The following is a 13,657-nucleotide window of genomic DNA, read 5'->3' on the forward strand; positions in this document are numbered from 1 at the left end:
CCGCGCCCGACGCCGCGTCGGGGGGGCCATAATGGGGTCATGTCCGAGAGCTCCCCCAGCCCTCGCTACCTGGCTCCGTCGCAGGTGGCTGAGCTGTTGAGCATCTCGGTCGACGAGGTCATGGATCTCGTGCACGAGGGTCGCCTACGCGGAGCCCGACTGGGCTCCCCCGCCAAGTGGCGTATCGAAGAGCAGAGCCTGCGCGGCTACATCGACGATCAGGTCGAAGAGGCCCGCCAGATGCATCTGTGGCAGCAGTCGCAGGCGGCAAGCTTCCCCGAAGTATGGGGTTCGGGGAACGCGACCCGGCCCGAGTAGACCGTTCCCCGGCTGCTCACAAAAGCGCCGGCGACTCGCCCCGCTCGAGCGAGAGCCACGCGATGGCGTCGAACGGTACGAGCCGGAACGCGTGCACCTCTCCTGTTCGACGTGCGGCCCCCGCGTCGTGCACGGCGAGATCGAGATGATCAAGACCCACGCGGTCGATCGTCCCGAACTCCGCTCCGCCCCACAGTCCGTGCGCCCGCACCGGCACACGGCGTCGCGCGAGGTCGCGCAAGACGAACCCCAACGTCAGCCTGTCCGCAAGCCCGGCATTCACCCGCTGCGCGTCCGGACGGGCGGCGCGCATGAGCGCGACCTCCGACGTCGTGAGCGATGCGACGGCGGCCGTGCGCACCAGCGCGAGCCCACCGGTGGGCGTTTCGAGGCGGAGTGCCGCGAAGTCCGTACCGACCGCCTCGACCGAGCCGCGCAGAACGGAGCTGTCGGCGAGCGCAACGGAGACCGTCTCGCTGACGGCGGCACCGGCGAATGCGACCAAACGGTCATGCAGACGGACACGCGAAAGGCGCAGACGTTCGCTCTCGCTGTCGAGTGCGGCGCGCTCGCTTTCCCACTCCGCGGCGAGCTGCCCCTCGAGGTCTTCGAATAGCCGCTCCCAGCGCACAACAGGACCCTAGGTGAAAAGTTTCGGATTGATCACGAGTTATCCACAGAGGGCAAATCCCCAGCTTGGGCTGGGCTTTGCTGTGGTCTACTGCAATCTCAGCCCGGTCAGCGAGAGATGGGGGTCTCCATGAGCACACCAGCCGGCAATGCCCAACAAGGCATGGCCCGACAAGGCGTGGCCCGACAAGGCGTGGCTTCACGTCGTGTGCGGTCGGTGGATGCGGACGAATTCTTCTCACCGCAGCGCACACCCTCCTCCGCTCTGCCCGATCCCGAACCGCTGATCACCAACCTCGCTCGCGGCGTCATGGAAGTTTTCGCCGGCGTGCGAGAAGTCGACCAGCTCGCGCGGTGGTTCGCCGAGGATGCCTACCGTCGACTCCTCACCCGCAGCAATCTGGCGGCCCGTGCGCGCAACGCGCGCGGTGTGCGGGCGATTCGGCCGGTCTTCGACATCCTGAGCGTTCGACACATGTCCCCCGCCGATGGCGTCGTCGAGTCCGTCGTCATCCTCGCGGGACCTCACCGCACGCGGGCCATAGCGCTGCGACTCGAGGGAACCGACGGGCGCTGGCGCGCGACATCCCTGGCACTGCTGTAGCCGACGGCGCGCAAAAGCCCAGGTCAGCCTGGACCATGAGCGCACGCGGTACTGCCATGATGACACCGTGACCGTTACCCCGAACGTTTCCCCCACACCCGAGAAGATCTCTCCCGCGAATCGCATCGTCCTCGCGCTGCTGCTCGCCAGCGCTTTTGTCGTCATGCTCAACGAGACGATCGTCGGCGTCGCCCTGCCCACGATCATGAAGGACCTCGGGGTTGACCCCGTGACCGGCCAGTTCCTGGTCACGGCGTACATGCTCACGATGGCGGTCGTGATCCCGCTGACCGGGTTCCTCATGAAGCGCTTCACCACACGACAGGTGTTTCTGGGTGCCATCTCGCTGTTCGTCGCGGGTACCGCCGTCGGTGCGATAGCTACTCTGCTGCCGGAGAGCATCCAGTTCGGCGTACTGCTGATTGCACGCATCCTTCAAGCAGCGGGTACGGGCGTCATGACGCCCCTCCTCATGACAACGATCATGACGGTCGTTCCTGCATCGCGGCGCGGAGTGATGATGGGCCTGATCGGCGTCGTCATCTCGGTCGCCCCGGTCCTGGGTCCGCTGGTCGGTGGCGTGATCGTCACCTTCCTGCCCTGGTCGGCCCTGTTCCTCACCATCCTTCCGCTCGGGATCGTCTCGCTCGTGCTGGGTATGCGGTACATGGTCAACATCACCCCGACCGCGAAAGTACCGGTCGACATCGTCTCGGTGGTCCTGTCGATCTTCGCTTTCGGAGGAATCATCTACGGCCTCGCGAGCTTCGGCGACCGGGTGAGCGATGCCGGCGGACTCCCGCCGTGGGTTCCGCTAACGATCGGTCTCGTCGCTCTCGTCGTATTTGTTCTTCGGCAACTGCGCCTTCAGCGCACCGACTCCGCCCTGATCGATCTGCGCATCTTCACGTCGAGCACCTTCACCTGGGCACTCGTCACGATGGTCGTGATGAACGCGATTCTCTTCGGATCCCTCACCCTGCTCCCCTTCTACATCCAGGAAGGGCTCGGCGCAGACCCGTTGCAGTCCGGATTGATCGTCATGCCCGGCGGTCTGCTCATGGGCATCGCGGGCCCATTCGTCGGCGGCCTGTACGACAAGATCGGTCCCCGCCCCCTGATCATCCCGGGTGCGTTCATCACGACGTTCGCGCTGACGCTCATGGCGATACTCTTCACGCCGAATGCGTCTCTGGGGACCGTGGCCGTTCTGTACCTCGTGCTGTGTTCGGGTTTGGCGCTGTTGTTCTCCCCGTTGTTCACGGTCGCGATGGCCGGTGTGCGTCCGAAGTACTACACCTACGCGAGCGCCGGGATCGGCACGGCGCAGCAGATCGCCGGCGCGCTCGGCACATCGGTGTTCATGGTGATCTATGCCATGGGACGCGGCACGACCGCTACTCCCGAGTCTGTTGCGGATGGCACACACGGCGCGCTCGTGGTCGCGGCGGTCGCCTCGGTGGCGATCGTCGTGTTCGTCTTCTTCGTCAAGAAGCCTGCGCTCCAAGAAGAGCCGGCAGAGTTGGAGCCTGCTCGGGTGTGAGCGTGCGACATCCGACTCGCTAGTCCTCCGGCGCGTCGATCAGGTCGAGGAGTTTCTTCAGCTCGTTCTCGATCTCGGTGTGGTCGTACTGACCGGCGCGGGATTCGCCCGAGATGACGCCCGAGCGATGCACACGGCGGAGGTCTCCGTAGGGGAAGCTGTACGCCTGCTTGGTTTCGGGGTTCGCGCTCTTGTCGATGCCGAGGTGCCAGTGGGAGAACGCGGTCCACCCCGCACTCTCGATGAACGCGTTCTCGTCTTCGGCGTTCGGCGCCGCCTCCGACCAGTCGTCACGTTGGTCCCGCACGACCTTGCCCTCGCGCACGAGCGAACGGGCCTGCCGAAGCGCCGGTTGGTTCAATTCGATAGCCATGCCCGGCACGCTAGGACGGGCTTCGTCCAGCGCACAGGGCCTTGACGAATCCGTTCTGCGTGCTAGTTACTGCCGGTACGAGGATAGGAAGTTACCGAGACGCTCGATCGCATCCGCGAGGACCCGAGATTCGGGCAGGGTGACGACCCGCAGGTGGTCGGGCGTCGGCCAGTTGAAGCCCGTGCCCTGCACGAGCAGAACACGCTCGGCCACCAGGAAGTCGTAGACGAACTTCGCATCGTCACGGATCTCGTGGACCTCGGGGTCGAGTCGCGGAAAGGCATACAGCGCACCCCGGGGGCGCACACACGACACGCCGGGGATGGACTCGAGCCCCTCCCACGCGACATCCCGCTGTTCGTGCAGCCTGCCCGACGGAGCGATGAGCGCGTCGATCGACTGCACGCCCGACAACGCCGCCTGCACCGCATGCTGCGCGGGCACGTTCGGGCACAGACGGGTCGAGGCGAGCAGGTTGATCCCCTCGAGGAAGCCGGCGGCGTGCGCCTTCGGCCCGGTGATGACCATCCAACCCGAGCGGTAGCCCGCGACCCGGTACGTCTTGGACAGACCGTTGAAGGTCAGGCAGAGCAGGTCGGGCGCGATCGATGCCATCGGGATGTGCTTCGCGTCATCAAAAAGGATGCGGTCGTAGATCTCATCCGCCAACAGCAGCAGCGAATGCTCGCGGGCGATCTCGGCGATGCCCTCCAGAATCTCGCGGGTGTACACAGCGCCCGTGGGGTTGTTCGGGTTGATCACGACGATCGCCTTCGTCTGCGGCGTGATCTTCGAGCGGATGTCTTCGAGGTCCGGCTGCCATTCGGCGTTCTCATCGCAGAGATAGTGAACGGGCGTGCCCCCCGACAGGCTCGTCATCGCCGTCCAGAGCGGGTAGTCGGGCGCCGGGATCAGCACTTCGTCACCCTCGTCGAGGAGCGCCTGCATCGTCATGGTGATGAGTTCGGAGACCCCGTTGCCGAGGAATACGTCATCGGGGTCGATACGGGGAAAGCCGGGCTCTTCTTCATAGCGGTACACGACCGCCTGGCGAGCCGACAGGATGCCTCGGCTCTCGCTGTACCCGTGCGCGGTCGGCATGGCCGCGATCATGTCGCGGACGATCTGGTACGGAGCTTCGAAACCGAACGTCGCAGGATTCCCCGTGTTGAGCTTGAGGACCGTCTGTCCCTCGGCCTCGAGCCGGGCGGCCTCGACGAGGGCGTTGCCGCGGATCTCGTAGAGGACGTTCTTCAGCTTCGAGGACTGATCAAGGGGGCGGAGGGTGCTCATCGGCTCAGGATATCCCCGTGCCGAGCGTGCCACCGGACACCCCGTGGCCTGGTCGCTCGGCGCGAGAATGCCCGTTCCCGACGCGAGGGTGCCCGTTCTCGACGACAACGTGCACCCTCACGAGCGAAGCGGGCACCCTCGGGCGCGAAACGGGCCCCCTCGCGGGTGGGGCTACTTGCGCTTCGAGGCCGCGCGGCGGTCGGCGCGGTTGACCGGAGCCTGCGTGGGTGCCGCGGCCGGGGCATCCGTCCGCTGTCCGAACGCCCCACGCGCGGCGGGTGCCGCCTCCGGTTCCGGACGCGCACCCTGCGCGACCCGCTGCGCCGTCTCGCGCTGCAGCTTCGCCGTCGCGGCCTGCTGAACCTGGCCGCGCTCGTTGCGAACCTCGACCTCGCCGGCGTCGTTCGGTGCGGAGTACTCGAGCTTCTGCTCGGGCGGTGCGTCCAGACCCTTGGCCGCGACCTCGGGGTGAGCCTCGGCGCCCTCGCCCGTGCTGCGGACCTCGACCTCGAGGTTGTACAGGTACCCGACGGTCTCTTCCTTGATCTGTCCCATCATCGCCTGGAACATCTGGAAGCCCTCGCGCTGGTACTCGATCAGCGGATCGCGCTGGGCCATCGCGCGCAGGCCGATGCCGTCCTTGAGGTAGTCCATCTCGTAGAGGTGGTCGCGCCAGCGGCGGTCGAGCACCTGCAGCACGACGCGTCGCTCGAGCTCTCGCATCGCCTCGGAACCGAGCTTCTCTTCGCGGTTCTGGTACGCGATGAGGGCGTCCGAAAGCATCTCGCGCTTGAGGACTTCGGGCGTGATCCGTCCCTTCGTGCCGGCCTCGGCGACGACCTCGTCGATCGTCACGCCGACGGGGTACAGGGTCTTCAGCTCGGTCCACAGGGCGTCGAAGTCCCAGCCCTCGCTGTGCCCGCTGCCCGTGTGCTCGTCGATGACCGCCGCGATCGCGTCCTCGATGAAATGCCGGACGCGACCGGCGATGTCGTCGCCCTCGAGGATGTGCCGGCGGTCGGCGTAGATCGCCTCACGCTGACGGTTCAGGACATCGTCGTACTTGAGGACGTTCTTGCGGGTCTCGGCGTTGCGGGACTCGACCTGCGACTGCGCGCTCTTGATGGCGCGGCTCACCATCGACGACTCGATCGCGACGTCGTCCGGGAAGTTCGCCCGGCTGAGGATGGCCTCGGCGGCACCGGACTGGAAGAGACGCATCAGGTCATCCGTCAGAGACAGGTAGAACCGGCTCTCGCCCGGGTCTCCCTGACGGCCGGAGCGTCCGCGCAGCTGGTTGTCGATGCGTCGGGATTCATGGCGCTCCGTGCCGAGGACGTAAAGCCCTCCGACGTTCACGACCTTCTCGGCCTCGTCGTTGACGCGGGCGCGGACGGCGTCGTACACGCCCTCCCACTCGGCCTCGTACTCGTCGGGGGTTTCGACCGGGTCGAGCCCCTTGGCCTTCATCTCCTGCACAGCCAGGAATTCGGCGTTTCCCCCGAGCATGATGTCGGTTCCGCGACCGGCCATGTTGGTGGCGACCGTGACGGCTCCGGGGAGCCCCGCGCGGGCGACGATCTCGGCCTCGCGCGCGTGGTTCTTGGCGTTCAGGACCTCGTGCTTGATGCCCTTCTTGGCCAGCAGGCGTGAGAGGTACTCGCTCTTCTCGACGCTGACGGTTCCGACCAACACGGGCTGACCTGTTTCATTGCGTCGCGCGATGTCCTCGACGACCTGCGCGAACTTGGCCTGCTCGTTCTTGTAGACGAGATCGGACTGGTCCTTGCGGACCATCGGCTTGTTCGTCGGGATCGGGACGACGCCGAGCTTGTAGGTCGACATGAACTCGGCCGCCTCGGTCTCGGCCGTACCCGTCATACCGGCGAGCTTGTCGTAGAGACGGAAGTAGTTCTGCAGGGTGACGGTCGCGAGAGTCTGGTTCTCGGCCTTGACCGGCACACCCTCCTTCGCCTCGATCGCCTGGTGGATGCCCTCGTTGTAACGACGACCGGCCAGGATGCGTCCGGTGTGCTCGTCAACGATCATGACCTCGTCGTTGATGACGACGTAGTCGGTGTCGCGCTTGAACAGCGCGAGAGCCTTGATCGAGTTGTTCAGGAACGAGATGAGCGGGGTGTTGGCCGACTCGTACAGGTTGTCGATGCCGAGATAGTCCTCGACCTTCTCGATACCGGGCTCGAGCACACCGATGGTGCGCTTCTTCTCGTCGACCTCGTAGTCGACGTCGACCTCGAGGGTGCGTGCGATCTTGGCGAACTCGGTGAACCAGCGGTTGGCCTCACCCGAAGACGGGCCCGAGATGATGAGCGGCGTGCGGGCCTCGTCGATGAGGATCGAGTCGACCTCGTCGACGACCGCGAAGAAGTGACCACGCTGCACGAGGTCCTCCTGACGCCATGCCATGTTGTCTCGGAGGTAATCGAAGCCGAACTCGTTGTTCGTGCCGTAGGTGATGTCGCACAGGTACTGCTCACGCCGCTGTGCCGGGGTCTGACCCGACACGATCACTCCGGTGGTCATCCCGAGCGCGCGGAAGACACGGCCCATGAGCTCGGACTGGTAGGTCGCGAGGAAGTCGTTGACCGTGACGACGTGGACGCCCTCACCCGCGATCGCATTCAGGTAGGCGGGCAGCGTTGCGACGAGCGTCTTTCCCTCACCGGTGCGCATCTCGGCGATGTTCCCCAGGTGAAGTGCGGCGCCGCCCATCAGCTGAACGTCGTACGGACGCTGGCCGAGCGTGCGCTTGGCCGCTTCGCGGACGGCGGCGAACGCCTCCGGGAGCAGTTGATCGAGCGTTTCGCCCGCCGCGTAACGCGCGCGGAGCTCGGTGGTCTCGCCGCGGAGCTCATCGTCGCTCAGCTGCGAGTAGTCCTCCTCAAGGGCGTTTACGGCCTTGACGACCTGCTGCAGCCGCTTGAGGATGCGACCCTCGCCGGCGCGAAGCAGTTTCTCGAGAGGGTTTGCCACGGCAGGATCTCCATCCGATCGGATGCCGCGCGGTCGGATGCCACGCGACAGGCATACGGTTTCATGTTACCGGTCCGTGACCTGGAATCCCCTGGGTGGTCGCTCACGAAGATCCCGTCGCTGTCAAGGGGCGCATCCCGCAACACGCCGGACACAAATGCTGACTTACACTGCGGAGAGGGGCTCGCATCGCCGGATCCGGCGATCGCCCCCGACGACGATAAGGCAGCGATCGACCGCGGCGAGGACGCCCGCGGGTCGCACGACAGAGAAACAGGTGATCGATGACGCGACGTGTCGTTTCAGAACGCGGGACCCCTCCCATGCGACGTGGCACATCGGGGCGGAGCGCGCTCGCCGGCCAGGCCCATACGAGGGAGTCCACTCTGGCACACGGCGCCGCTTCCGATGCACCCACCGCGGGCTGGGCCCCTGTCTTGGAACGAGACGATGTGGTGCTCGTCGGCGGTGTTCCCCACCTGGTGGCGGAGGTCACGCCGCAACAGGCCGAAACCGACGATCTGCTGCGGCTTGCCGCCCTCCTCGAGGCCGCCGACATCGAACCGATTCTGCTGCGCCGCGCCAGCGGGCGGCCGGCTCTCGCCGTCGACGCCGGGGCGCGCAAGCGAGCGATCGCAGCACTCCGGGCGGATGCCGCATCCGAGCCGTGGGTCGTCGGCCGCGCCGGTCGTGCTCGCGTCTTCGGCGCGGGATCGAACAACCCGTTCGGGCGCGACGAGAGCGCCACCGTCTACCGCCCGCGGGTCAGCCCGAGCGGCACCTTGCGCCTCGGCGCCAGTCACGGCATCCGTTTGGAATTCTGGCGTTGGGACGGAGACGTCGTCACCGCCCCCCACGCGAACGCCCTTACGCGCCGCGTGATTGCCACGGACGACCTGAACTTCACAACGATCGACCTGCACGGAAAGCAGTGGCGAACGCTGGACGGCATGTTCTCCCCCGGCCCCTCCGAGTTCACCCACGACGTCGACATCGTCTTCTCCTGGGTCGACGGCTCCTCGAGCGACTTCCAGCGCGAGCGCGCCCGGCGGATGAGTCGCTATGTCGTCGGCGATGGCGACGAGCATTCGGCTCGCTTCCGTCATCTCGACGAGATCCGCTACGCCCTGCGTTCCGTGAACCAGTACGCACCGTGGATCCGGCGCATCTTCATCGCGACCGATAGCCCGGCCCCCTGGTGGCTCACCGAGCACCCGAAGGTCACGATCGTGCGGAGCGAGGAGTTCTTCGCCGACCAGGCTTCGCTCCCCACGCACAACTCGCACGCGGTCGAGGCGCAGCTGCACCGTATCGAGGGTCTCGCCGAGCACTTCCTGTACGCCAACGACGACATGTTCTTCGGGCGCCCCGTGCGCCCCGAGCTGTTCTTCACGGCGGCGGGGATCTCACGCTTCGTCGAGTCGAATGTGCGCATCGGGATCGGCGCGACCGATCATCAGCGCAGTGGCCACGACAACGCCGCCCGCATCAACCGCGCCCTGCTCGAAGAGCGTTTCGGTCGCGTCATCGCGCGAGACCTCGAGCACTGCGCCGCGCCGCTGCGCCGCAGTGTCATGTACGAACTCGAAGAGGCCTTTCCCGAGGACTTCGCTCGGACGGCGGCCGCGACGTTCCGATCGGCGACCGACATCTCGGTCACGAATTCGCTTTACCACTACTACGCGCTCATGACGGGGCGTGCCGTCACGACGCGCGAGCCGCGAACTCGCTACATCCAGACGACGCTGCAGCCCGGCATCCGTCAGATGGAGCGGCTGCTCGCGCGGCGCGATGTCGACATGTTCTGCCTGAACGATGGCAGCCGTCCCGAGGTGCCCGAGGCGCTCAGGGAGCGTGTCTTGCGGGACACGCTCGAGGGTTACTTCCCGATCCGGGCGCCGTGGGAAGTCACCGCATCGGGAGAGCCTGTCAGCGGACGATCGGAAGAGGCGTCGTCGGCGGTTGGTTCGTAACGACCCGACCCGAGTCGTGGAGTCGCTCGGCGCGGAGGGCGCGCGTCGCGGAGTCTGGGATGACGATGCCTGCCGCGGCGATCCGTCGAGCGCTCTCAGCGGGATCGACGTAGCCGAGGGCGACGGTGTCACCGACGGAGACGACCGAGTGCACGACGGTTTCGTCGAAAACATGCACCAGGTTGTAGGCCTGCGCGGCATCCTGCGGGCGCGTCCCCCCGACCATCACGCCGAGATCCTGCGTGTAGCAGGTGGCGGATGCGACGGAAACGGGGATACCCGCGAACGTCGCGGCCGTCGAGTAGTGCAGGTGCCCGGCCAGGATCGTGCGAACATCGCTGCCTCGCAAGACGGAAGCGAGTCGTGACTGGTCGCGCAGCTCGACCGTGACAGCCAGGTCGAGAACGCTCGGCACGGGCGGGTGGTGCATCGCCAGGATCGTGCCGTGCGCAGCCGGGATCGCGAGTTCGACCTCGAGCCACTCGAGCTGAGCGTCCGTGATCTCGCCGTGGTGGTGCCCGGGGACCGAGGTGTCCAGCGCGATGACCCGCAGGCCATCGATGTCGTAGACGGCGTCGAGCGGAGCCGAGGCATCCGCTGTGTCGTCGGGGAGCAGACCCGCGCGAAACGAGGCACGGTCGTCGTGGTTGCCCATGACCCAAATCACCGGGGCGCCGAGGCGTTCGGCCCACGGGTCGACAAGGGCGCGGAGTGTCGCGTACGCCTCGGGCTCGCCGTGGTCGGCGAGGTCGCCCGTGAAGATGATCGCGTCCGGCGTCGTTCCGGACTCGGCGATCTGCGCGAGCGCGCGGCCCAGGCGGGCGGAGGCATCGATCGAACCGTAGAGGGGGTCATCCCCCGCCCTCAGGTGCGTGTCGCTGAGGTGCAGCAGTTGATGACTCGGACGGGCGTACTCGGCGATGCGCACGCCGTTTGCGGTGATCACCCACGAAATGTTACTGGCATGTTTCGAATACCTGGGTGCGAAACGGTGAACGATGTCTGTTCGTGACGTGGATTCCGGATGAATCGGATGCCTCAAGGGCGGTTCAGGAGCGGCGGACGATCCCCCCGCGTGCGAAGCTCGCCGTCACGCCGGGGCTGAACAGAACCGAATCCGGCGGACGATCGCTGACTCCGGGCAGGCCCGCCGCCGCACACAGTTCGTCGTACAGCCCGGTGACGCGCGCGGGATGCAGAATCCAGGGCTCGTGCGTGTTCGGCAGCCACCGGGTTCGACCGAACCGGCTTTGGTAGAGCCCCCATCGAGCCGTCAGAAACCGCGAGAGCTCATCATCGACGGTGGTGTCGCTGTCCACGTCGACCGCGAGCCTGAACCTCGCGCCCGAGGCGGAGGGGACAGCGACACGGCGCGACGCGTACTCCCAGCCGTCTGCATGTGGGCGCTGAGCCGTGCGCGCCCACACGTACGGCAGAGAGAACAGCGCCCGTGCCGCCAGCACCGCGGGCAGGCTCGACGCTTCGAGCGAGCGGAAGACCACCCCGCGACGGCCGTCGCGGTCGACGCCATAAAGACGAACGTTGACCTCGGTGAACGACCCCAGGCGATGCAGAGGCGGAAAGGGGCCGATACGCGCGTCGCCGAGCTCGAACGCGATCAACCCGACCCAGGACGAACCACCCTCGACATCCGGAGCGATCCCGGGCGGCAGGAGCGGCGCGACAACCGCGGGATCGACCCGCCAGTGGACGAAGGCGACGTTCCGCCACTCCTGAGCGGCGACGATGCGGCCTGTCAGCGCGGGGGCGACGCGAGAGTGGTCCATGTCGGCCTTCCGAATAACCCTGCTCGATATTCATATACTCGGTTATGTATACCGAGAATGCCGTTCGTCTGGAGATGTCATGTCCGTCCGACAGAGCTTGCTGGCGATCCTGGACCAGGGCCCATGCTACGGCTACCAACTCCGGTCCGAATTCGATCGGAGGACGGGCTCGAGCTGGCCGGTCAACGTCGGCCAGATCTACACAACACTGGATCGACTCGAGCGTGATGGCTTGGTTGCACAAGGAGATACCGACGAGCACGGTCACGTCTATTACGAGATCACGGACACCGGTCGGGCGGAAGTACGAGAGTGGCTCCGCTCCCCCGTCACGCGCGTGAGAGGAACCCGCGACGAACTGCCACTGAAGCTCGCTCTTGCCGCGACACTTCCGGGCGTCGACGTGGCCGCCATCGTCGAGGCGCAACGACGGTCATCACTCGCGGGACTGGAAATGCTGCGGGAGGCGCGGCGCGCGGACGATGTTGTGTCCGTCCGCGGCGAGGAACTCGCGCGGCAACTCGTCCTCGATGCCCAGGTGTTTCAGGCGGAGGCGGAGGTGCTCTGGCTCGACCATGTCGGGAGCCGACTCGCACAGCACCCCCCGATGGAGGCGGCGCTGCCGCTGGTCGCCGACCGTCCGCGACGAGGGCGCCCGCCACGAACGGCTCCGCCCGCGGCAGCGTCGAGCGTTCTCGCAGGGCGCACTCCGATCGTCTGAACCACGGAGGGGCACAGGCGAACCCGGCTTAGGATCGGAACATGGCCGGATTCTGGGGCAAACGCAAGCGTGAAGAGCAGTCCGCACTGGATGCGCAGGACGCCGAACTGGCGCGCCGCGCGGGTCGGGCGCTGGTCGAGGCCGACGAGCGCATCCGGGTCACCGCCGATGAACTCGATTTCGCCAACGCTGAGCTCGGCGAAGGTGCGACCAAGGATCTGCGTGAGGCGCTCGACGCCGTCCGTCACCACCTTGCCGAGGCCTTCCACCTCAACCAGCTGAACCACGACGAGATCCCGGACACCCCGCAGGAACTGCGCGAGCGGAACGCGCGCATAGCGCAGCTCTGCGAGTGGGCCGAGAACCTGCTCGACGAGAAGACGCAGACCCTCGCCGAGAAGATCGCCAAGGTTCGCCGAGCGCCACAGATCCTCGCTCAGGTCCGCTCCGACGCCGAGCGCCTGCGGGAGCGCCTGCCCCAGGCTCGCACGACCGTCGCGCGGCTGTCCGAACGCTACGCCCCCTCGGCGTTGCAGCAGATCGACCGGGCGCCGGACGAGGCCGAACAACTGCTGTCGTTCGCGCTGCACAGCGCGGACATCTCGGAGCGGCGACGCGAAGCATCCCGCCGCGAAGAGGCCATGCTCGCGCTCGAGACCGCAACCGAGGCCGTCCGTCGTGCCGGGACGCTCCTCGATGGCATCGACGACTTCGAGATCGAGGCGCTGCGCGCCGAATCGACGCTCGCGGATGTCATCGCCGACTCGCGCGGCGACGTGATCGCGGCACGGGATGCTCCGGCCACACCCCAGGTGACGGCCGCGCTCACCGCCCTGCAGTCCGCACTCTCGGCGCTTCCCCCGGCCAGCGAGAAGGCCGACCCGTTCGCTCAGCTCTCGCATCTGCGCGAGGCGAACACGGCGCTGGACGTCGCGGTCGACAAGGCACGCGAGCGCGCTGCGAAGCCGCTGCCGACTCCCGCCCAGATCCGGCACGCCACCGATGACGCCGACCGTCAGATCGCCGTCGCTCGCAATGTGATCGCCGGCCACCGCGGGTGGATCGGTGCCGACGCTCGGACGCGTCTCGCCGAAGCCGAACGCACGCGCGCCGACATGGCCGCGCTTCCCGGCGACGAGGATTCGCGCGAAGAGGCCTTCCAGCTCGCGCGACGCGCGGCCCACCTCGCGAGCGAGGCACTCCAGCTCGCTCAGCGCGACATCGACTCGTCACGCCCCCCGCAGGACGACGGCTGGGGTGGCGGCGGACGACGCGGCGGCCAGGGCGGCGACGGCATGGGCGGCCTGTTCGGCGGTCTCGTCATCGGCAGCCTGCTCGGCGGCATGTTCGACTGATCCGCTCACCGCCCACGAAACGACGCAACATGCCGTGCGGCACTCGGGCTGCACGGCATGTTGCGT

General features: G+C 66.9%; 12 protein-coding genes. 6 read left to right on the top strand and 6 right to left on the bottom strand.

Annotation, left to right across the window (positions count from 1 at the left end; all coding sequences use genetic code 11):
• The first annotated feature begins 39 nt into the window (after positions 1-39).
• On the top strand, positions 40-318 hold the full coding sequence (locus CGU34_RS10590; protein WP_100814070.1) for a helix-turn-helix domain-containing protein: 279 nt from the start codon (positions 40-42) through the stop codon (positions 316-318).
• A 16-nt stretch (positions 319-334) separates the two neighbouring features.
• Here the strand turns inward: CGU34_RS10590 and CGU34_RS10595 are convergent, their stop codons facing one another.
• Positions 335-949: a hypothetical protein gene (locus tag CGU34_RS10595; RefSeq protein ID WP_100814071.1), complete on the bottom strand. Its 615-nt coding sequence runs from the start codon at positions 947-949 to the stop codon at positions 335-337.
• A gap of 129 nt (positions 950-1,078) precedes the next feature.
• Here CGU34_RS10595 and CGU34_RS10600 point away from each other — a divergent pair, with 129 nt between their 5' ends.
• Both CGU34_RS10600 and CGU34_RS10605 read left to right on the top strand, forming a co-directional pair.
• Positions 1,079-1,552, top strand: a complete 474-nt coding sequence (locus CGU34_RS10600; RefSeq protein WP_232711637.1) for an Rv3235 family protein — start codon at positions 1,079-1,081, stop codon at positions 1,550-1,552.
• Between the two features lie 67 nt (positions 1,553-1,619).
• On the top strand, positions 1,620-3,095 hold the full coding sequence (locus CGU34_RS10605; RefSeq protein ID WP_100814072.1) for a DHA2 family efflux MFS transporter permease subunit: 1,476 nt from the start codon (positions 1,620-1,622) through the stop codon (positions 3,093-3,095).
• Between the two features lie 19 nt (positions 3,096-3,114).
• Here CGU34_RS10605 and CGU34_RS10610 read toward each other — a convergent pair whose 3' ends face one another.
• The 3 genes from CGU34_RS10610 to secA form a co-directional block, all read right to left on the bottom strand.
• Positions 3,115-3,468: a hypothetical protein gene (locus tag CGU34_RS10610; RefSeq protein WP_100814073.1), complete on the bottom strand. Its 354-nt coding sequence runs from the start codon at positions 3,466-3,468 to the stop codon at positions 3,115-3,117.
• A 66-nt stretch (positions 3,469-3,534) separates the two neighbouring features.
• The gene (locus CGU34_RS10615) at positions 3,535-4,761 is read right to left on the bottom strand and encodes a pyridoxal phosphate-dependent aminotransferase (protein ID WP_036295575.1); all 1,227 of its coding nucleotides are present in this window, start codon (positions 4,759-4,761) and stop codon (positions 3,535-3,537) included.
• Between the two features lie 171 nt (positions 4,762-4,932).
• The gene (secA, locus tag CGU34_RS10620) at positions 4,933-7,755 is read right to left on the bottom strand and encodes a preprotein translocase subunit SecA (protein WP_100814074.1); all 2,823 of its coding nucleotides are present in this window, start codon (positions 7,753-7,755) and stop codon (positions 4,933-4,935) included.
• Positions 7,756-8,192: 437 nt separating this feature from the next.
• Between secA and CGU34_RS10625 the strand changes: the two genes are divergently transcribed.
• Positions 8,193-9,728, top strand: a complete 1,536-nt coding sequence (locus tag CGU34_RS10625) for a stealth family protein (protein ID WP_232711638.1) — start codon at positions 8,193-8,195, stop codon at positions 9,726-9,728.
• Here CGU34_RS10625 and CGU34_RS10630 read toward each other — a convergent pair.
• Entirely contained in the window at positions 9,685-10,674 is a 990-nt protein-coding gene (locus CGU34_RS10630; RefSeq protein WP_269800304.1) for a phosphodiesterase, read from the bottom strand. The two genes, CGU34_RS10625 and CGU34_RS10630, sit on opposite strands and share 44 nt — an antisense overlap.
• A gap of 103 nt (positions 10,675-10,777) precedes the next feature.
• Positions 10,778-11,515 (bottom strand): YqjF family protein, encoded by a 738-nt coding sequence (locus CGU34_RS10635; RefSeq protein ID WP_036295571.1) that lies wholly within the window; start codon positions 11,513-11,515, stop codon positions 10,778-10,780.
• Positions 11,516-11,594: 79 nt separating this feature from the next.
• On the opposite strand from CGU34_RS10635, the gene CGU34_RS10640 reads away from it, so the two are divergent.
• Together CGU34_RS10640 and CGU34_RS10645 are read left to right on the top strand one after the other, a co-directional pair.
• Entirely contained in the window at positions 11,595-12,236 is a 642-nt protein-coding gene (locus CGU34_RS10640) for a PadR family transcriptional regulator (protein WP_036295569.1), read from the top strand.
• A 41-nt stretch (positions 12,237-12,277) separates the two neighbouring features.
• Positions 12,278-13,591: a hypothetical protein gene (locus CGU34_RS10645; RefSeq protein ID WP_036295567.1), complete on the top strand. Its 1,314-nt coding sequence runs from the start codon at positions 12,278-12,280 to the stop codon at positions 13,589-13,591.
• Positions 13,592-13,657: the final 66 nt, after the last annotated feature.

The sequence above is a fragment of the Microbacterium lacus genome (genome assembly GCF_002812805.1).
Taxonomy (GTDB): domain Bacteria; phylum Actinomycetota; class Actinomycetes; order Actinomycetales; family Microbacteriaceae; genus Microbacterium; species Microbacterium lacus_A.

What these genes read in the sequence shown, in the direction of transcription:
- CGU34_RS10590 (WP_100814070.1), top strand. Translation starts at nt 40, where the DNA reads ATGTCCGAGAGCTCCCCCAGCCCTCGCTACCTGGCTCCGTCGCAGGTG.
- CGU34_RS10600 (WP_232711637.1), top strand. Translation starts at nt 1,079, where the DNA reads ATGAGCACACCAGCCGGCAATGCCCAACAAGGCATGGCCCGACAAGGC.
- CGU34_RS10610 (WP_100814073.1), bottom strand. Translation starts at nt 3,468, where the DNA reads ATGGCTATCGAATTGAACCAACCGGCGCTTCGGCAGGCCCGTTCGCTC.
- CGU34_RS10615 (WP_036295575.1), bottom strand. Translation starts at nt 4,761, where the DNA reads ATGAGCACCCTCCGCCCCCTTGATCAGTCCTCGAAGCTGAAGAACGTC.
- CGU34_RS10635 (WP_036295571.1), bottom strand. Translation starts at nt 11,515, where the DNA reads ATGGACCACTCTCGCGTCGCCCCCGCGCTGACAGGCCGCATCGTCGCC.
- CGU34_RS10640 (WP_036295569.1), top strand. Translation starts at nt 11,595, where the DNA reads ATGTCCGTCCGACAGAGCTTGCTGGCGATCCTGGACCAGGGCCCATGC.
- CGU34_RS10645 (WP_036295567.1), top strand. Translation starts at nt 12,278, where the DNA reads ATGGCCGGATTCTGGGGCAAACGCAAGCGTGAAGAGCAGTCCGCACTG.